This is a genomic window from Treponema sp. OMZ 788, assembly GCF_024181245.1.
Taxonomy (GTDB): domain Bacteria; phylum Spirochaetota; class Spirochaetia; order Treponematales; family Treponemataceae; genus Treponema_B.
Genome location: NZ_CP051199.1, coordinates 1660000 through 1677378, shown reverse-complemented (window position 1 = coordinate 1677378; position 17379 = coordinate 1660000). Strand labels below are relative to the sequence as shown.

Sequence of the window (17379 nt, the reverse complement as noted above, 5' to 3'; positions counted from 1 at the left end):
ATCTAAAGTGAATATCGTCAAGATTTATTTTGAAAATAATGATAACAATTTGTCAATTTTACCTGACCTCCAGAATATGCCTACTGTATGCATTTATTATCTCCGTTTCGCCGTGCTTTGTACTGCGGGATTGCTGCGGGTCATATATGTGCACCTGTCCGTGTATAAGGTATTTAGGTTTAAAAAAGTCAATAAATTTTGTAAAACATTCAAAATATTCTTGCTTGTTGTCTTCGTTTTCTCCTTCGATTAACGGCGGGCTGTGGGTTACCAAAATATCTAAATACCGGCCGTATTTTAGCTTGTTTAAAAGTAGTGAAGGTATCATTTTTGACAGCTTACGTTTCATTTGTTTTTCGGTAAACTGATTTTTACCGTCATTGTGCTTTTTTGCCCCTGAAACACCGGCGATTATGAGGTTTTCATGTTTACAGTTTTTAAAGCCGATATACACACCCTGATTGCTTTTTTTTGTGTTTCCTTTTTTAAATATGTTTATTTCTCCGTCCTTTGTTTTTTCGGCCATTTCGGGATGATAGTGAGTAAGAGCTTTTAAGTGGTGGCTTCCGAAAACAAAGTAAAGAGGTTTATTTAAGGATGTCTGTACAAAGTCGAGGTAGTCTATAGGCAGGTCGCCTGCCGAAATTATAAAGTCTACATCTCCGTATTTTTCTTTTATGTCCTTGCTGTAGATAACCGGATCTATCTGATCCGAAATACATAGAATTTTTTTCATTATCCTGTTCCTAAAATGTAAATTTTACTTTTGCAACTATTCTTTCAAGTTTTTGTCTGTCAATCAGGTTAAAAGGCCTGTTTTCTGCAAACTTTACAGCATCCGGCGAAAAATTGCCTGATGTTATAATGTGAGAGGTAACTACGGCCTGTTTTTTCATCTCTTCATGGACGGAGCGTAAAAAAGATTCGGTAATGGTGTGTCCGTCCCTCGAAAAAATCAAAAGTTGGGGCTTTTTTCTTGTGTTAAGCCATTGTTCCGAGCCCTTTTCGACTGCGAGTATTGTACAGCCTATCTTTGTTTCTTTTAAGGCTTGAACGGGATAGTCAAAGTGCTGTTCCGTAATATCCCTGCACATTTGGAAAAATTCTTCCTTAATTAGTGTTAAATATTCTTTCATGTGATCGTTTGTACGGAGATCCGCATATTCGGCTAGTTTTTGTGCCGTGTTTCTGAATTTCGGATTAACCGCACTTATTGCTTCCCACTGTTCTATTGCCTTATCTATTTCTCTTTGTTTTTCGTAGCATTCGGCCAAAAGATACCTTGAATAAAGAACTTCAGGAGCCGACAGCTGTTTTGAAGATTTTATAGCCCTTAAAAATTCGAATTCGGCCTTTTCAATGCTGTTGGTTTCCAAATAACAGCTTCCCCTTTCAAAAAAGCATTTTGTTCTTATTTCCTGTTTTCGTGCTGCCTTTTCCAGAGCTGAAAGGGCTTGGGCATAGTTTTTCTTGCTTTTTAGGATTCTTCCATGATAATAAAGCGTTTCGCTGTTGTCGGGGGCTAATTTTAAGGCTGTGGCAATGGCTTTTTCTGCTTCAGGAATTTGATTTGCCTTAAAAAGCAAGAGACCTAATGAGGCGTAGGCTTCTGCAAAGCGGGAATCGGCTTCGATTGCTTTTTGAAAATAAGCTATTGCCTGATCCGACATGTTTTTATTTTCATAAATTTGTCCGGCTTGAAAATAAGCCTTAGGATTTTTAGGATCTTTTTTGTTTAAAAGCATAAATTCCTTTAAAGCCTCATCCGGCTGCTGGAATTTTAAATATAAATCTGCTATAATAGTTCTGAACTCGATTTCTGTTGCGGGGTTGTTGAATACTGCTGTCTTGTTTAGAGTTTTAAACTCGATAAAGGCAAGATCTACTTTTTTATCTGCAAGATAAGCCTTGCCCAGAAGGTATCGGGCTTCCGAATCTCTGGGATTTTTTGAAAGTATTGATTTTGCATCTTTTATCGCTGCCCCATATTTTCCGGATTTTAAGTTTTTTTCGATTCTGGATCTCTTTTTAGGAAAAAGAACCGATTTTAACAAAAAAATGATGAGAAAAATGAGGCTTGCACTTATCGCAGCAATCAAAATAATCGTTAATGAAGACATACCTATATGGTATAGTTTTTGGGAGGGAATGTCAAATATGAAAGCTCACTTTTATCGATTAAAATTCAAAAAAAGCATTCTTTTTGCTGTTTTTTTATCTTTTTTTCCTATGCTTTTTGCCGTGGATTATTTTGAAGAGGGTAAAAAACTCTTGTATTCGGATAAGCCTCAAGAAGCCGTTTCTGCTCTTTTTAAGTCAGTCCAAGAACAGGGCTCTCCAAAATCGGTTTATCTTTATCTGGGGGTTGCTTATTTTAGAATAGGTAAGTACAGTGATGCCTTAACCTATCTTTCTCAAGGAAAAGATAATGATCTTTTGAACGGGCATCTTTATTATTACAATATAGGCAATGTGTATTTTTTACAAAATCAATTTGAAGCTTCGGAGCTGGCTTATAATGAGGCAATTTCTTCAAACGGGCTCTATGCTCCGGCTTTTTTTGAACAGGGCCAATACACGCATAAAATTGGAAAAACTTGAGGGTGCTTTACAAGATTATAAAATTTATTTAAACTTAAAACCTGAGACACTGCAAAGATCTTCAATCGAAAAAATGATATCTCTTTTGGAAAGTATTGCCGAAGAGGCAGCTCGGGCTAAAGCATTAGCCGAGGCGAAAAAAAGCTGCGGAAGAGGCTGAACGCTTAGCCGCTGAAGAGAGATATAAAAAACTTATGGATGATGTAAATGCTAACCTTTCGTCGGTTGACAATGCGGATGCCGTATCGGCCGGAGCTGACGGCACAATAGATTATTCGGAGGAAAACGAACTTGACTGATTTTCAAAAATTCCTAATAGGTATTTTAACCGGTATTTTTATAGCCGTTTTAGTTGTTGTAGGTATTTTGTTTTTTACAAAGAGCAAAACCTCTGATTCCGCTGCTTCAGATATGCATACTCTTGCTAAAATTGAAGCCGAAAAAGAAGAGCTTGCCCGCCTTCAAGAACAAACAGCCAAAATTGAGGCTGAACTTGAAAAGGCAAAAAAAGAAAGTGAAAAAGAGCTTGCTCTTTTAGAAGCGGAAAATCTCAGGCTTGCTGAAGAAATAAATAAAAACCTTGCAGCTTCCTCCGAAAAAGAAAAAAAAGCTGCCGAAGAAGAAAAAAAGAGAAAGGCTGCGGAGGCCTTAAAACGGGCCGAAGATGCAAAAAAGCGGCAGGAAGAGTTGATTAAGCAGCAAAAAGCCTTAAAAGAAGCTGAAGAAAAGAAAAAAACATCAATAAATGAAGCCGATAAAATTGCTGCCGCCAAGGCCGAAGCAGAGCGGAAGGCTAAGGCTGAACAAGAGAAAAAAGCTAAGGAAGAAGCCGAACGCAGGGTTAGGGCTGCTGCCGAACAAAAAGCAAAGGATGAAGCCGCAAAAAAACTTGCTGCGGCAGAAAAACAGAGGCTTCAAGAAGATGCCGAAAAGAAGGCTGCTCTTGATGCACAAAAGGCCGCGGAAGCCCAACGGCTCGCAAAAGAAAATGCCGATGCAAAGACGAGAGCCTTGATGCAGGAAGTTGACGGCTTGGTATCTGAGGGAATGAATTTTTTAAAAAACGGAAATCTTAATTCTGCCCTCAGCATCTTTTCAAAAGCTTCTGACAAGATGCCCGATTCTGAAGTTGCTTTTAAGGCAAAAAAATATCTTGATATAGCTTCTGCCCTAAACGATTTTGCTTCAGAGCGTGAAGGGACCGGCGATGCCGAAAGATCTCTTTCTGATGCCGATACATACATAAAAAAATCATTAAATGCCGATGGGCAAAATGCAATGGCCCATTATGTGTATTCTCAAATCGCAGATGCACAAAAACAGCCTCAGGTGGCTTTTTTGGAATTGGAAAAAGCTCAAAGTTTAGATCCCGATAACTATCTATATAATTATGAATTGGGTAAAAAATATTATGCTCGAGGGCATTATCAAAAAGCAAAAACCTCTTTTGAGAGGAGCGTAAAATCGAATCCGAAATTCGATAATGCTTTCTTTAACTTGGGAATGACTTGCAGAAAGCTCGGCTTGGATAACGATGCTTTTTCTGCTTTTTCGTCAGCTGTACGGATAAAGCCCGACTATGTAAAAGCCTTTTTAGAGATGGCCCGCATACGCAAGGCTCAAAGAAAATTCGATCAGGCTGTTGAAAACTATAAAAAAGCTGTTTCCTATGAACCGGCAAATCTTGCGGCCTTGAGGGAAATGGCTCAAGTTTATGCGGATTTGGGACAAAATAATTTAGCCGAGCGTCATTTTAAAGAGGCCGTGACTCTTGGCGAAGACGATGCGATAACCTATTATAACTTGGCGACTGTGCAGGTTGATCTTGGCAAATACGGAGAAGCTTTGTCAAATGCCGAAAAAGCTTATAATCTCAAGCCCGCGGATGCAAGAGTCTTGTATACATACGGTTTAACCTTAGAAAAGAATGGAAGAAAGGCTGATGCTTATGAATATTATAATCAGGCTGTTTCTGCAAATAAAAACTATGCTAAGCCGAGAATAAATCTAGGACGCATGTATTTGGATGAAGAAAAAATTCGGGGAAGCTGAAGAAAATCTTTTGGCTGCCTATAGACTTGAACAAAACAATTTTGAAGTAAACACGAATTTGGGCAAGCTCTACGGCTTAAAAGGGGACTATAACAAGTCGGTTAACCATTATTCTAATGCCGTAAAAACACAGCCTCTTAATATTACTGCAAAACAGAATTTGGCTGCGGCCTATATTTCGGCAGATCTAAAAGAAAATGCCGTAAGTGTTTATGAGCAAATTATAAAGGTCGATACAAAAAACTGGGATGCTTATTACGAATTAGGCAAGCTTTATATCAGCTTGGATAAAAAGGCCGATGCAAGACTTATTTTGGAAGGGGTATTGAATAAAAATCCGAATTACTCAAAGGCTCAGGAGATTCGCTCTATACTTTCTTCCCTTTAACTGGGCTATAGAATGTTTCATAAAATTATGTTAGAATTAAAAGTATAGTTGGATAGTACTTGATTATAGGAGATAAATGATTTTATGGCTGCAGGTGAAAAGAAAAGGATTTTGGATCTTCCTTTAAAGCTTATTTTGACTAGGGAAGGTTCTACTTTTTTTATAAAGAGAAATAAAAAACTCCTTAAATTTAAACTTGCCGGAAACATTGAAGAATACGGCATTTCTCTCGAGAAATTTATGCCTGAAACTATTCAACGCCTGCTTTTGGTCGATTACATCTCAAAGATTGAAATTTCAAAGCCCGAATTCGTATCTTCGAGGCAGGAGGTTATGGACCTTTCCAAGCTGATAGTTTATTCGGTTTTGTATAAACAATATGATGATTATATTTTTAAACAGATTTTAAATTCTCCTGTTATAAAAAAAATGGAATAGGCAAAATCCTGCAAGCATAATTGACGAAAAAACCCGCATAAACGAAAAATTTTTGGCCAATGTATTACAACAAAACGAAAAAATGATTTATGAGGCAAAACAAGAAATAGTAAAACCTCTTTTTTCTTTTATAACAAAGAACAATGCTCTTTCTCCCGAAGAAAAAAATATTCAGCTTTTTTTGGCTGAAAAATTTTTAAACATGATGAGGCCTTTTACTTGGTTTATTATTACCAAATTTAGGATGCACAAGGATTTTGATCTTATTCTAAAAACAATCCGTACCTCGCTTACCGAATACATGGACAAAACCAAGATAGCCGAGTACATAGCACTAATGCTTATGGAGCTTATTCTAAGTGCTGAAAACATGAATTTGCGTAAAGAAGCCGTAACCTTGTTCCCTGAGCTTGATGATCCTCAAGAAGCTCTTTTTGATCCGGAAATACGCCGAAGGCTGGTTGCCGAGCTTGAAAAAAAACAAGAGCTGGTATTTGTTTCTTGGAAACTTGGAAGCGGCGGCACAACCTCAATCGGTACACAGGGAAAACTTCAGATTACCCTTTACAGCAAAAATGAACAGTCGGATGCTGTCAGGGCTAACTTAAATGACTTAAAGATGGCCGATGTCGACAAAAATTCTTTAATCGATTTTTATCGAGATCTTCCTGAAGGATCTGAAGATTTGAATTTGGGTATGTACTATATTTCTTATCTAAATGATGCGTGCGAAAAGGTAAATGTCCGCTTTGAATCGAGTGCAAACCGCTTTGAAGATACGGACCTTACCGTAATGAATATGTCCTTTATGTTTTAACATGAAGATGATACCGGTATTTAAATGAATAAAAATGATAAAAAAAAACAGCTAAAAAGAATTTTGTTTTTTTCTGTTGCGGCTTTTTTTCTTTCGTGTTCATTCGATAAGCCGGAAATACCTGCACTTTCCGTAAAAATTCTAAAAATTGAAACGGATGCCGGAACAACCGAAGAAAGGCTTTCGGCATTTTTAATGTACAAGGATGAAAACGGAAGGAATGATTATTCTTCGATTCAGCTGGTTCATTTGGAGTCGGGATTTACATGGGTTTTAAACAGGGAATCTACTTCTTTTTTTTCTTCATCTCAGTTTAGATCTTCAGATGCCGAAAAAACTTTGTGGGCCGGATCCAACAAGATTGCTTCTCCATTTGGCAAAATTCCCATAGGCGAGTATTCCCTTGTTTTGGAAGATTTGTCCGGAAACAGTTCCATAAAAAAAATTACCGTAAAAGAGCCTGAGGCTGCCGAGTCTAAGCCCTTTGTTTTTCAGATTCAAGCCGGAAGATGGACGGTTGAAGGTATTGAAGATTCCTCATTTAAATCTTTTTTTCTTATTCTTTCGGGGGCCGATAAACAGCCTCTTTTTGTTCACGCCTTACCCTACGGCTCTAAACACGAAGACTCGATTTCTTCTTTGACCGAAAAATATCCTGATACCCGTTATATTCAATGTATGGCTCAAAATGCCCAAGGTAATACAGCCTATTTGACAAAGTACCATAGTTTGTATTAGTATCAAAGAATGAATACTACTGAAATTACTCAAAAGCCAGATGTTCCGTCTCATTTTAGATCTATAAAAACATTTGTCCTAAGGACAGGACGGATGACCGAGGGGCAAAAAAGAAATTACGAGTCTTTTTATCAAAAATGGTGTATTCCATATACAGAAACTCTACTAGACTTAAAAAATCTTTTTCAGAATGATAATCCTGTAATTATCGAGATCGGTTTCGGTATGGGAACGGCAACTGCTCAAATTGCCGAAGATAATCCCGATAAAAACTATCTTGGTATCGAAGTTTTTAAGGCCGGTGTTGGAAAACTTTTGGGCGAAATAGAAGAAAAAAAATTGAATAATTTACGGATTATAGAGCATGATGCAATTGAAGTTTTAGAAAATATGATAAGCGATGAAGGCGTTGACGGCTTTCATATTTTTTTCCCCGATCCGTGGCAAAAAAAACGGAATCACAAGAGGCGGCTTGTCAGAAGGCCCCGAACCGATTTGCTTTCAAAGAAATTGAAACAGGGCGGTTATGTTTATATGGTAACCGATTGGGAAAATTATGCCGATGATGCCTTTGAACAGTTGAGCGAAACTCCCGGTCTAAAATCCAAGTACGAAAAATTCGCTCCAAGTCAAAGCTGGAGGCCTACAACAAAATTTGAAAAAAAGGGCTTAAAAAAAGAGCATGTGATAAATGAGCTCATATTTGAAAAAAATCCTTGCAAAAAGTTTTTATAGGGGAAGTTATGGGTACAAATTCTTTTGGACGGTTTTTTTGTATAACCACATTTGGTGAAAGCAGGAGTGCAGGGGTAGGGGCCGTAATTGACGGATGCCCTGCCGGTATTCCGCTTTGTGCTGATGATATTCAAAAAGAGCTTAACCGCAGAAAACCTAAAAACTCTTTTGAGGATGACGGCAGCATAAAAAAAGTTTTTTCTACACGCCGAAACGAGGATGATCTTTGCGAAATTTTATCCGGAGTTTTTGAGGGTAAGACCATCGGAAGTCCCATCGCTGTTTTGGTCAGAAACAAAGAAACCTCTGCCGCGGATTATGAAGACTTAAAAGATGTGTACCGTCCCGGGCATGCCGATTATGCTTATGATGTAAAATACGGGCATAGGGACTATAGGGGCGGAGGCCGATCTTCCGGCAGGGAAACTATAGGCCGTGTAATAGGCGGTGCTGTTGCAAAAAAAATGCTTGAAGCCTTTGCCCTCATGGCAGATAAAAAACCTGTTGAGATTAAGGTAAGAGCCGAAGAAATTGCAGGTCTTAAAACGGGAATTCCTATTAAAGAAGATGATGAGCTCCCTAAGGCCGTTTTTCAAAAGCTGACAGACTTGGCTTCTACGGGAGACTCGGCCGGATGCGTTTTATCTTGTTCTATTTTAAATGTGCCTGAGGGACTCGGCTCTCCAGTGTTCGGTAAGCTTGATGCAGTTTTATCGCAAGCCTTAATGTCTATAGGTGCAGTTAAGGGTATAGAAATTGGAGGCGGTTTTTACTCGGCTTCTATCCCCGGCAGCGAGAATAATGAAATTGCAAAAAATTATTCGGGCGGCATTTTAGGCGGAATTTCGTGCAACATGGACTATGCATTAAACTCCTATATTAAAGACGAAAAAAAAGAGGCGCACACCTGTCAGATAGACCTTAAAATTGCCGTAAAACCCGTTCCTTCAATAAGAATGAGCCAAACCTCTTTTAATAAAAGAGGGGAGAAATGTATTCTTTCTGTAGGAGGAAATCACGACATCTGTCTTTTCCCGCGTATTGTTCCTGTCATTGAAGCAATGTGCTATATTGTGCTTGCCGATGCATTTTTAGCATCAAAGGTGGAAAGGTTTTAGAACTTAAAAAAATCTTGGGAATTCCGGAATAAAAAACAATAAAAAAAGGCACTCATTTGAGTGCCTTTGAAACAAGCTAGCGGCAATAGGGCTTGAACCTATGACCTAACGGATATGAGCCGTTTGCTCTGCCAACTGAGCTATACCGCCGTAAGAGCTTTGAGTATATAAAAAATATACATTTATGTCAAGCCCTAATTTACAAATTGTCAATAATTTAAAAATCTAAACTTAAAACTTTAAATATTGAGATAATCTTAGGATTTATACCCTCGTAGAGATAAATGTTTTTTCTGTCTTCGTTTTTTACTCCTTTGAGTTCTCTAAGTTTTTCTAGGGTTTCTTCATTTGTACTCTTTTTTGCATAAATTGCACCTATATCGACAAGCTTTTTACTGACGATGAGCTCTCCTCCGGATGCAAGGTTTTGAAGCCTACATGCGAGGTTGATACCGTATCCTACATAGTCTCTATACATTAACTGCGAAGCCTCCGCCGATATTTCATATTTATAGACCTTATCTAAAACTAAGGCTCCGCCTATGGATAAATTCTTGTGGTCTTTAAATAATTCTTCATCGGCAAATTCTATAAATGTGGTAAAAACTGTGACAGCTTCTTTTATTGCAACCCCATCCAATTTATCCCAGATGACTAGTGCTCCATCACCTAAAAGTTTATAATAGGAACAGTTGTATGCAAATTGATTAATACATGAAAGAAAATTCGATGAAAACGATTTAATCAAACTAAAAACTATAGGTTCATCATTATCACGCATAAAACTGCTGAAACCGCGTACATCAATACAAAGAATCAAAGAATTAGGTCTTGTTTCACCCAGGTATACATCGTTGAAAATATCTATCGGGCCCTTTTTTAGGGCATCCAATGTCAAAGAATCCAGCTCTACTGTTTCGCCTTTTGATTTTCCAAGTCCTAATTCCGACATAATATCATCAGTCATAAGTGTATTGTAATATATATTTAAAAAAATAGCAAGATAAATTTATTGTAATTTTAAAATAAAAAAAGCCTCGTATTATTAAATACAAGGCTCTTTTTTATGAATCTAAAGACTTAGTACATTCCCGCGCATAGGGTAAGCTTAAATTCTGGTACATACCCTCATAGGGTGAACTAAAATTCTAGTACATACCCATGCCGCCCATGTCGGGTGAGGGCATTGCAGGTCCGGCTGCTTTTTCGGGAACATCCGTAATTGCACATTCTGTTGTTAAAAGAAGACTTGCGATAGAAGCTGCGTTCTGTAAGGCAGAGCGGGTAACCTTAGCAGGATCAATGATTCCGGCCTTTACCATGTCTGTCCATTCCATCTTAGCGGCATCAAAGCCTATACCTTTCTTTTCTTTAGCTTTTTCTGCAATAACTGCTCCGTCCAAGCCTGCATTTTCTGCAATTTGGCGGATAGGCTCTTCAAGGGCACGCTTTACAATCTTAAAGCCTACTTTTTCGTCCTCTGTAAGAGAGCTCATGTCAGCCTTTTCTAGGGCTGCGATAGCCTGAATCATTGCAAGACCGCCTCCTGCAACAATACCTTCCTCGATAGCTGCCCTTGTTGCCGAAAGAGCATCTTCAACTCTGTGCTTTTTCTCTTTCATTTCAACTTCGGTTACGGCACCGATCTTTATAACGGCAACACCGCCTGAGAGCTTAGCCAATCTTTCTCTTAATTTTTCGCTGTCATATTCGGAATCTGTTGCTTCAAGTTGGGCCTTAATCTGTGAAACTCTGTCCTTAATGTCCTTGGATTTTCCGGCTCCGTCGATAATCATGGTGTTGTCTTTATCGATCTTAATGCTCTTGGCCTGTCCCAACATTGAAATTTGAGCGGCTTCAAGCTTAAAGCCTAATTCTTCAGAAACTACCTGTCCGCCGGTTAAAACGGCAATGTCTTCAAGCATTTCCTTTCTTCTGTCGCCGAAACCGGGGGCCTTAACTGCACAGGTCTTTAATGCTCCTCGGAGGCTGTTTACAACCAAGGTTGCGAGGGCTTCGCCTTCAACATCTTCTGCGATGATTAAAAGAGGGCGGCCTGACTGGGCTACCTGCTCCAAAAGAGGAAGGAGGTCTTTCATTGTTGAGATTGATTTATCGTGGATGAGGATATAGGGATTTTCAAAAACAGTTTCCATTCTGTCCCTGTCTGTTACAAAGTAAGAAGAAATGTAGCCCCTGTCGAACTGCATACCTTCTACATAGTCCGTAACGGTTTCCATTGTCTGGGCTTCGCCTACGTCGATAACTCCGTCCTTTCCTACCTTGGCGATAGCATCTGCGATGATCTTACCGATTTCAGAATCATTGTTTGCAGAAACTGAGGCAACATGGGCAACTTCTTCGGAACCCTTAATTTCTTTTGAATTTTTTTGGATATCTTCAACGGCGATAGCTACTGCCTTGTCGATACCGCGTTTTAACTCAAGCGGGGTCATTCCGGCAGCCACGGCCTTTAGGCCTTCTTTTACCATGGAGTATGCAAGAACGGTAGCCGTTGTGGTTCCGTCACCTGCAACATCATTTGTCTTTGTTGCAACTTCTTTTAAAAGCTGGGCACCCATATTTTCAAATTTGTTTTCAAGCTCGACTTCGCGTGCTACAGATACGCCGTCCTTTGTAACTGTAGGGGCTCCGAAACTCTTGTCGATAAGAACATTTCGTCCCTTGGGGCCGAGTGTAACCTTTACTGCATTTGAAATTTGTTCAACACCGGCAAGCAGGCTTTTTCTAGCCTCTTCATTAAACAATAATTGTTTAGCCATTTTAGCTCTCCTTAAGAATCTATATTAGTTTGTTAATTATCGTGGATATAAGATACAAAAAAAAGTGTAAAACGGCAAGTGGGTAGGGTAACTGGGAGTGTGTAATCGGTTTTATTACCAATTACACACTTTATACATGGTTGCAATTAATCAGATTTTATTTTCCCTTCTTGAGAAATGCGTCCTTAAAGCCTAATTGTTTAAAGCGTTCAAGAACAGCTCCGGTTTCTTGCGGTTTTAAGGGTCCTACAAATATGGTGTACTTGGTGTTGTTTTTTACAAAACTTTCTTCAACCACCATAGGATAGGTTTTTCCGTATTTTTTTAAGACCTCATCCCGATTATATTTATCATTATAAACAACGATTTGAACATAGGTTTTTCCGTTTTCCAGCTTGCCGGAAGCGGGCTTAATCTCATTTACTATAACCGTTGTTTCTTCTTCGGGTTTTTCTTCGTTTGCAGCATATATATCCGCATCGTTTTCTTCATAAGTTTCCGGATCTTCGGCTTCTTCTGAAGGGATCTCTTCGGCCGGTATTTCTTCATTAGGAGAAGGAACTTCCTCAACCGGAACGGGCTCTTCCTCAATCGGGGCAGGTTCTTCTTTAACAGGAGCCGGTTCTGCTTTGGGTAATATTGAAGCAATTACCTCAACCTTTTTTTCTTCATCAGGGGCTTCCTCAACCGGTTCCGATACAGGCTCTATGAATTCAACATCCTCTACGGTTTCTTTAGTTTTTTCAGGTTCTTGAGGTTCGTCTATTTCTGAAACCGCAGCCGTTGGTTCTTCTTTTTTTACTTCAGGCTCATTTATAGCGGCAACAGTTATAGGAGGATTCTCTTTTGCCGGTTCCATGTAGGTCTCGGTTTCGATAGGAGCAACTTCTTCCGGTGGAATAATTTTTTCTGCAACGGGTTTAACCGGAGGCTGCGAGATAACCTCTACGGGTTCTGTCTTAACTTCTTCAACCTCTTTAACAGATGATTCCGGAATAATTTCTACCGGTTCTGTCTTTTCTTCAGCGGCAGGAAGAAGAAGGGGCTCGACACTTGGAACAGTCTCTTCTTCAGCTTTTTTTTCTAAAGGAGCCTCAGGCGGAGGAAGAATTTCTATTAAGCCGTCAGCATTTTGCGGATCTTCAAGTTTTTCCGTAGTAGCCGATTCTTCGGCCGGGCTTTCAATATGAGAGGCTACAAAAAGAGCCGGATTGGTATCTAAGTCTTGAGATTCGGGGCCCGTCGCTGCAGAATTGTTTGCATCTTCTTCTTCGTTTACGGGACTAGGTGTAAGTACTCTTATTCTGATAACCTTACCTCTTGGTACAAGAAGTTTTTCTCCAAGTTCAGGTGAGAGACTGACGAGAAGTCCGGGAATTCCTGATGGGCCGATAACAACGGCTCTCGCCTTAATGCTTTTTTCAAGGTTTGTTATTTCTAAAAGTGTATGTTTAGGGAACATATCGCTCCTGACAAATAAGCCTCCCGAAGGGAAATCTGTAGGAGATCCGATTCCTCCGTTTCCTTCCCAAACCGCCCATATACATGAAAACGATATAATGAATATCAATGAAAATAAAACCTTTTTGTTCATATACCTCTCCTTATCTCCTGCTAATTGCCTCGAATATTTCTTTTGCTATTTTGTCCGCCAATTTTTCGGCCTTTTTTTCTACATCTCTTTCTTTTAATTTATCTATGTCTAAAGTTTTTTTGTATATCTCTTTTTCAGTCCCGAAATCTAACATTCGGATTGTCATTTTTTGCCAATCAGGCTCTTTTAACTCCGTTTTTTTATTAAAAACGAGCTCATCTCCATATTGCATATAAAAAATCATCAGATAGTTGGGGCTTTCTTCAAAAAATGATTTTATTTCTGCAAGCGAAATATCTTCTTCGGATTTTATTTCGCTTACCGGAATGCTTGTGGCAATAAAGCCTTCGTCAAAAAATTTGTCGAAAAGAGAATCTTCAAAAATTTCGGTAATGCTTCTGCATTTTTCGTGAGCATCCTTATTTTGAAAACAGGCAAAGGCTGCCGTGTCTGCAAAGGCAGAGCTTAAAAAAATGAAAAATAATATACCGCCTATGTATTTTTTTAACATAAATAGTCCTCAAGGTAGATTATCGGTATTCTAAAAGAAAGGTTGAGAGAATTTAAAAAGGGGCTTTTTAAGCCCCTTTAATTTATAGGTTTTCCAATATCTTGTTTAAACTATCCTTTGCATCGCCTAAGAGCATCATGGTGTTGGGATTAGGCTCATACAAGGGGTTGGGAACTCCTGCATAGCCGGGCTGGAGGTCGAAGTTGCAGATTATGAGCTTTTTAGCCTTTTCTGCAGCCAAGACAGGCATTCCGTAAATAGGAGTGCCTTCCGCCGTGTTTGCGGCAGGGTTTACTACGTCGCTTGCACCGATTATGATGGCTAAATCCGTCTTATCGAAGTCGGGATTTATGGTTTCCATTTCGTAGAGCTTGTCGTAGGGGATGTCAACCTCGCAAAGGAGTACGTTCATGTGGCCGGGCATTCTTCCTGCAACGGGATGAATGGCGAACCGCACATTTTTTCCCATTGATTCGAGCTTGTCTGCCAGCTGTTTTACCAAGCCTTGGGCCTGTGAAAGAGCCATACCGTAGCCGGGGATAACTATGATTTCCTTTGCTTCGCTGAACCAAGGGCCGATTTGAGCTTCGGCAGGTTGGTTACCGCTTGCAGCCTCACCTGTGTTACCGCCTCCTGTACTGACTGATGCTCCGCCGCTGGCACTCTTAGTTCTAAGAGAGTCAAGCATGGTGTTAATACTATCCTTTGCATCGCCTAAGAGCATCATAGTGTTGGGATTAGGTTCATACAAGGGGTTTGGAACTCCCGCATAGCCGGGCTGGAGGTCGAAGTTGCAGATTATGAGCTTTTTAGCCTTTTCTGCAGCTAAGACAGGCATTCCGTAAATAGGAGTGCCTTCCGCCGTGTTTGCGGCAGGGTTTACTACATCGCTTGCTCCGATTATGATAGCCAAATCCGTCTTATCGAAGTCGGGATTTATGGTTTCCATTTCGTAGAGCTTGTCGTAGGGGATGTCAACCTCGCAAAGGAGTACGTTCATGTGGCCGGGCATTCTTCCTGCAACCGGATGAATGGCGAACCGCACGTTTTTCCCCATTGATTCGAGCTTATCTGCCAGCTGTTTTACCAAGCCTTGGGCCTGTGAAAGAGCCATACCGTAGCCGGGAATAAAGATTATTTCCTTAGCATCGCTAAACCATGAGGGAAGCTGAGACTTATCGGCATGGCCTGTTGCCGTAAGCTCGTTTTGAGACGGTTTTGTTTCTGCCGATTGCGTATTTTGCTTCTCTGCGGCTTCTTTTGAGGCTGGTTCCGAAGGCTGAGCCGATAGTGCAGGCTTTGCCGATTTAGCGGGGGAAGCTGCTTTGCTAAAAAGAATTGAAGCGAGGCTTCTATTCATTGCCCTGCACATAATTTGTGTAAGCAAGAGGCCTGAAGCTCCGACTATGCCTCCAACCGAAACCAAAAGAATGTCTCCTATTGCCATACCTGCAATTGAGGCGGCAACACCCGATGTGGAATTTAAAAGAGAAATCGTAATCGGCATATCCGCTCCGCCTACGCGGATTGCAAAGAAAATACCGAAAAGAATACTTATAACAAGCCCTGCAACCGAAATGCTCATCATCAGTTCCGGCTTAATAGGAAGAAGAACAATAAAGACGAGCATTCCCAAAAAGCTGATTGTGGTCAAAGCCTGGTGTGCCGGTAAAACCGTAGGTTTTTGAGGAAGAAGCTTATGAAGCTTTCCTGCTGCAATTAAGCTGCCCGAAAAGGTCAGAGCTCCTACAGCCAAGGCTATTCCGCCCGTAATAACAGCGAAGATTCCGGTCTCGGCATTAACAGCTGCTAAGGTTAAGAGGGCTGCAACAGCTGAAGCTGCCCCTCCTAAGCCGTTAAGTAAGGCTACTGTTTGGGGCATGGTAATCATTTCTACTTTTATTGTGAGATAAATACCTATTGCCGCTCCTATTGCGAGTCCTGCCCACATCATTCCTGCAGAAAAGATCTGATATTTATACAGAGTTACGCATACGGCTGCAAGCATACAAAGGGCGCTTAAGCGGTTTCCCTTAACTGCCGATTTTACCTTACTCATCATGTTAATTCCTAAAAGAACCCCGATGCTGAGTACTCCGCAAATAATATAATAAACCGTATCCGTCATTTTGTATCCTCTTTAGATTCGTTGCCTGTTTTAAACATTTTAAGCATTCTGTCCGTAAGACCGAAGCCTGCAACAACATTTATTGTAGCACAAATGATTCCTATACAGCCGAAAACCTTGCTTCCTGTGGCAATTGCAGCTGCCGTCGCTGTCATTGTAGCCAAAATGGTAATACCGGACAAGGCATTCATCCCCGACATGAGCGGGGTATGTAAAAGGCTTGGTACGTTCTTGATCAGTTTGTAGCCTATAAGGGTTGTTACAACAAAGACAAGAACCAGTATCAATTCCAAACTCATATACCCATTGCCTCCCTGGCTCCCTTATGAACGATTTCACCGTCAATGGTGGTAAGAATACCTTTTACAATGTCATCGTTTCGGTCAAGCTCGATTTTTCCGTCCTTGATAAGGTAGCGGGTAAGATTGCATATATTTTGAGCAAACATCCATGTAGAGCTTGAGGGGAGAAGTCCCGGTATATTTTTGATACCTACAAGGTGTACATTGTGCTTTTTAAGAACTTCGCCCGGAGGTGTCAACTCGCAGTTTCCGCCTTGGTCGATTGAAATATCAACGATTACAGAGCCCGGTTTCATGGTTTTTACCATTTCTTCGGTGATGATAACCGGAGCGAGTTTTCCCGGAACTAGGGCTGAAAGGAAGATTATGTCCATATCCTTAATGTGGGGAGCGAGCATCTTTCTTTCGTTTTCTAATGTCTCTTTTTTAAGATGAAGAGCATAGCCTCCTTCGCCGATAGCTTCTTCTTCGGGAACGCCTAAGTCGATTATCTTTGCACCAAGGGACTGAGCCTGTTCACGGGCGGCAGGACGGATATCGGCTGCATAAGTTACGGCTCCTAGTCTTTTGGCTGTTGCAAGGGCCTGTAAGCCTCCTACACCTGTTCCTACGATCAAAACATTCATAGGCTTAATCATACCGACAGCACAGAAAATTTGAGGAATAAAGCGCGGCAAGAGGTTTGCGGCAATTAAAATTCCCTTGTAACCTGCGCAGGTGCTCATCGAAGTAAGAGCATCCATGTTTTGAGCTCTTGAAATTCTGGGTACACCGTCAAGAGTTAAAGAAATAACGCCTTGTTTTGCCATGTTTTTAACCATTTCGTGGTTAACCGGAGCTGCAGGGTGAATAAAGGTGATAAGATACTGTCCTTTGTGCATCATATCGATTTCGTGACAGCCCATTGCTTCATTATAAAGGGGTTCTTTTACCTTTAAAATAATTTCCGAATCGGCGAAAAGTTTTTTTACATCCGAAACAATTTCCGCTCCGGCCTTTTCGTATTCCGGATCATGGAAATAGGCGCCTTCACCGGCCCCTTTTTCTACTAAAACTTTGTGCCCATCTTTAACCAGAAGTTCACATGTTTCCGGGGTTGCGGCAACACGGTCTTCTCCATGCATGATTTCCTTAGGAATACCAATAATCATAAAATCCTCCTAGAGAGTACAGT

Annotated in this window: 16 protein-coding genes, 1 tRNA gene and 1 pseudogene; 8 read left to right on the top strand and 10 right to left on the bottom strand. The window is 40.4% G+C overall.

What is annotated here, in order from left to right; translation table 11 throughout:
* Positions 1 to 58 precede the first annotated feature (58 nt).
* Positions 59 to 736 (bottom strand): metallophosphoesterase, encoded by a 678-nt coding sequence (locus E4O00_RS08200; protein WP_253676900.1) that lies wholly within the window; start codon positions 734 to 736, stop codon positions 59 to 61.
* 10 nt (positions 737 to 746) lie between these two features.
* Positions 747 to 2120, bottom strand: a complete 1374-nt coding sequence (locus E4O00_RS08195; RefSeq protein WP_253676899.1) for a tetratricopeptide repeat protein — start codon at positions 2118 to 2120, stop codon at positions 747 to 749.
* A 28-nt stretch (positions 2121 to 2148) separates the two neighbouring features.
* Between E4O00_RS08195 and E4O00_RS08190 the strand changes: the two genes are divergently transcribed.
* From E4O00_RS08190 to aroC, 8 genes and pseudogenes are all read left to right on the top strand, one after another.
* Positions 2149 to 2601 (top strand): tetratricopeptide repeat protein, encoded by a 453-nt coding sequence (locus tag E4O00_RS08190; protein ID WP_253676898.1) that lies wholly within the window; start codon positions 2149 to 2151, stop codon positions 2599 to 2601.
* The gene (locus E4O00_RS08185) at positions 2588 to 2761 is read left to right on the top strand and encodes a hypothetical protein (protein ID WP_253676897.1); all 174 of its coding nucleotides are present in this window, start codon (positions 2588 to 2590) and stop codon (positions 2759 to 2761) included. Before E4O00_RS08190 ends, E4O00_RS08185 begins: the two co-directional genes overlap by 14 nt.
* Positions 2762 to 2892: 131 nt before the next feature.
* Complete coding sequence (locus E4O00_RS08180) at positions 2893 to 4653, top strand: tetratricopeptide repeat protein (protein ID WP_253676896.1); 1761 nt, start codon at positions 2893 to 2895, stop codon at positions 4651 to 4653.
* Complete coding sequence (locus E4O00_RS08175; RefSeq protein ID WP_253676895.1) at positions 4628 to 5041, top strand: tetratricopeptide repeat protein; 414 nt, start codon at positions 4628 to 4630, stop codon at positions 5039 to 5041. Before E4O00_RS08180 ends, E4O00_RS08175 begins: the two co-directional genes overlap by 26 nt.
* An 84-nt stretch (positions 5042 to 5125) precedes the next feature.
* Positions 5126 to 6296, top strand: a pseudogene (locus E4O00_RS08170) (hypothetical protein).
* Positions 6297 to 6320: 24 nt separating this feature from the next.
* The gene (locus E4O00_RS08165; protein ID WP_253676894.1) at positions 6321 to 7034 is read left to right on the top strand and encodes a hypothetical protein; all 714 of its coding nucleotides are present in this window, start codon (positions 6321 to 6323) and stop codon (positions 7032 to 7034) included.
* A gap of 9 nt (positions 7035 to 7043) precedes the next feature.
* Positions 7044 to 7769 carry a tRNA (guanosine(46)-N7)-methyltransferase TrmB gene (gene trmB, locus E4O00_RS08160; protein WP_253676893.1) on the top strand — a complete coding sequence of 242 codons (726 nt, stop codon included), beginning with the start codon at positions 7044 to 7046 and terminating at the stop codon, positions 7767 to 7769.
* An 8-nt stretch (positions 7770 to 7777) separates the two neighbouring features.
* Positions 7778 to 8887, top strand: coding sequence for a chorismate synthase (gene aroC, locus E4O00_RS08155; protein ID WP_253676892.1), 1110 nt, complete (start codon positions 7778 to 7780; stop codon positions 8885 to 8887).
* A 77-nt stretch (positions 8888 to 8964) separates the two neighbouring features.
* Here the strand turns inward: aroC and E4O00_RS08150 are convergent.
* From E4O00_RS08150 to E4O00_RS08115, 8 genes are all read right to left on the bottom strand, one after another.
* Positions 8965 to 9037 (bottom strand) — tRNA-Met (locus E4O00_RS08150).
* 67 nt (positions 9038 to 9104) lie between these two features.
* Positions 9105 to 9854: a hypothetical protein gene (locus tag E4O00_RS08145; RefSeq protein ID WP_253676891.1), complete on the bottom strand. Its 750-nt coding sequence runs from the start codon at positions 9852 to 9854 to the stop codon at positions 9105 to 9107.
* A gap of 181 nt (positions 9855 to 10035) precedes the next feature.
* Positions 10036 to 11670, bottom strand: a complete 1635-nt coding sequence (gene groL, locus E4O00_RS08140) for a chaperonin GroEL (RefSeq protein WP_253676890.1) — start codon at positions 11668 to 11670, stop codon at positions 10036 to 10038.
* Between the two features lie 157 nt (positions 11671 to 11827).
* The gene (locus E4O00_RS08135) at positions 11828 to 13264 is read right to left on the bottom strand and encodes a ribonuclease E domain-containing protein (RefSeq protein WP_253676889.1); all 1437 of its coding nucleotides are present in this window, start codon (positions 13262 to 13264) and stop codon (positions 11828 to 11830) included.
* A 10-nt stretch (positions 13265 to 13274) separates the two neighbouring features.
* Positions 13275 to 13775, bottom strand: coding sequence for a hypothetical protein (locus tag E4O00_RS08130; RefSeq protein WP_253676888.1), 501 nt, complete (start codon positions 13773 to 13775; stop codon positions 13275 to 13277).
* An 82-nt stretch (positions 13776 to 13857) separates the two neighbouring features.
* On the bottom strand, positions 13858 to 15903 hold the full coding sequence (locus tag E4O00_RS08125; protein ID WP_253676887.1) for an NAD(P)(+) transhydrogenase (Re/Si-specific) subunit beta: 2046 nt from the start codon (positions 15901 to 15903) through the stop codon (positions 13858 to 13860).
* Positions 15900 to 16202 carry an NAD(P) transhydrogenase subunit alpha part 2 gene (locus E4O00_RS08120; RefSeq protein ID WP_253676886.1) on the bottom strand — a complete coding sequence of 101 codons (303 nt, stop codon included), beginning with the start codon at positions 16200 to 16202 and terminating at the stop codon, positions 15900 to 15902. The genes E4O00_RS08125 and E4O00_RS08120 overlap by 4 nt, the downstream gene beginning before the upstream one ends.
* Positions 16199 to 17356 (bottom strand): NAD(P) transhydrogenase subunit alpha, encoded by a 1158-nt coding sequence (locus E4O00_RS08115; protein ID WP_253676885.1) that lies wholly within the window; start codon positions 17354 to 17356, stop codon positions 16199 to 16201. The genes E4O00_RS08120 and E4O00_RS08115 overlap by 4 nt, the downstream gene beginning before the upstream one ends.
* Between the last annotated feature and the right edge of the window lie 23 nt (positions 17357 to 17379).

What these genes read in the sequence shown, in the direction of transcription:
- E4O00_RS08190 (WP_253676898.1), top strand. Translation starts at nt 2,149, where the DNA reads ATGTCAAATATGAAAGCTCACTTTTATCGATTAAAATTCAAAAAAAGC.
- E4O00_RS08130 (WP_253676888.1), bottom strand. Translation starts at nt 13,775, where the DNA reads ATGTTAAAAAAATACATAGGCGGTATATTATTTTTCATTTTTTTAAGC.
- E4O00_RS08135 (WP_253676889.1), bottom strand. Translation starts at nt 13,264, where the DNA reads ATGAACAAAAAGGTTTTATTTTCATTGATATTCATTATATCGTTTTCA.
- E4O00_RS08145 (WP_253676891.1), bottom strand. Translation starts at nt 9,854, where the DNA reads ATGACTGATGATATTATGTCGGAATTAGGACTTGGAAAATCAAAAGGC.
- E4O00_RS08115 (WP_253676885.1), bottom strand. Translation starts at nt 17,356, where the DNA reads ATGATTATTGGTATTCCTAAGGAAATCATGCATGGAGAAGACCGTGTT.
- E4O00_RS08165 (WP_253676894.1), top strand. Translation starts at nt 6,321, where the DNA reads ATGAATAAAAATGATAAAAAAAAACAGCTAAAAAGAATTTTGTTTTTT.
- E4O00_RS08175 (WP_253676895.1), top strand. Translation starts at nt 4,628, where the DNA reads ATGAAGAAAAAATTCGGGGAAGCTGAAGAAAATCTTTTGGCTGCCTAT.
- trmB (WP_253676893.1), top strand. Translation starts at nt 7,044, where the DNA reads ATGAATACTACTGAAATTACTCAAAAGCCAGATGTTCCGTCTCATTTT.
- E4O00_RS08200 (WP_253676900.1), bottom strand. Translation starts at nt 736, where the DNA reads ATGAAAAAAATTCTATGTATTTCGGATCAGATAGATCCGGTTATCTAC.
- E4O00_RS08125 (WP_253676887.1), bottom strand. Translation starts at nt 15,903, where the DNA reads ATGACGGATACGGTTTATTATATTATTTGCGGAGTACTCAGCATCGGG.
- aroC (WP_253676892.1), top strand. Translation starts at nt 7,778, where the DNA reads ATGGGTACAAATTCTTTTGGACGGTTTTTTTGTATAACCACATTTGGT.
- E4O00_RS08195 (WP_253676899.1), bottom strand. Translation starts at nt 2,120, where the DNA reads ATGTCTTCATTAACGATTATTTTGATTGCTGCGATAAGTGCAAGCCTC.
- groL (WP_253676890.1), bottom strand. Translation starts at nt 11,670, where the DNA reads ATGGCTAAACAATTATTGTTTAATGAAGAGGCTAGAAAAAGCCTGCTT.
- E4O00_RS08120 (WP_253676886.1), bottom strand. Translation starts at nt 16,202, where the DNA reads ATGAGTTTGGAATTGATACTGGTTCTTGTCTTTGTTGTAACAACCCTT.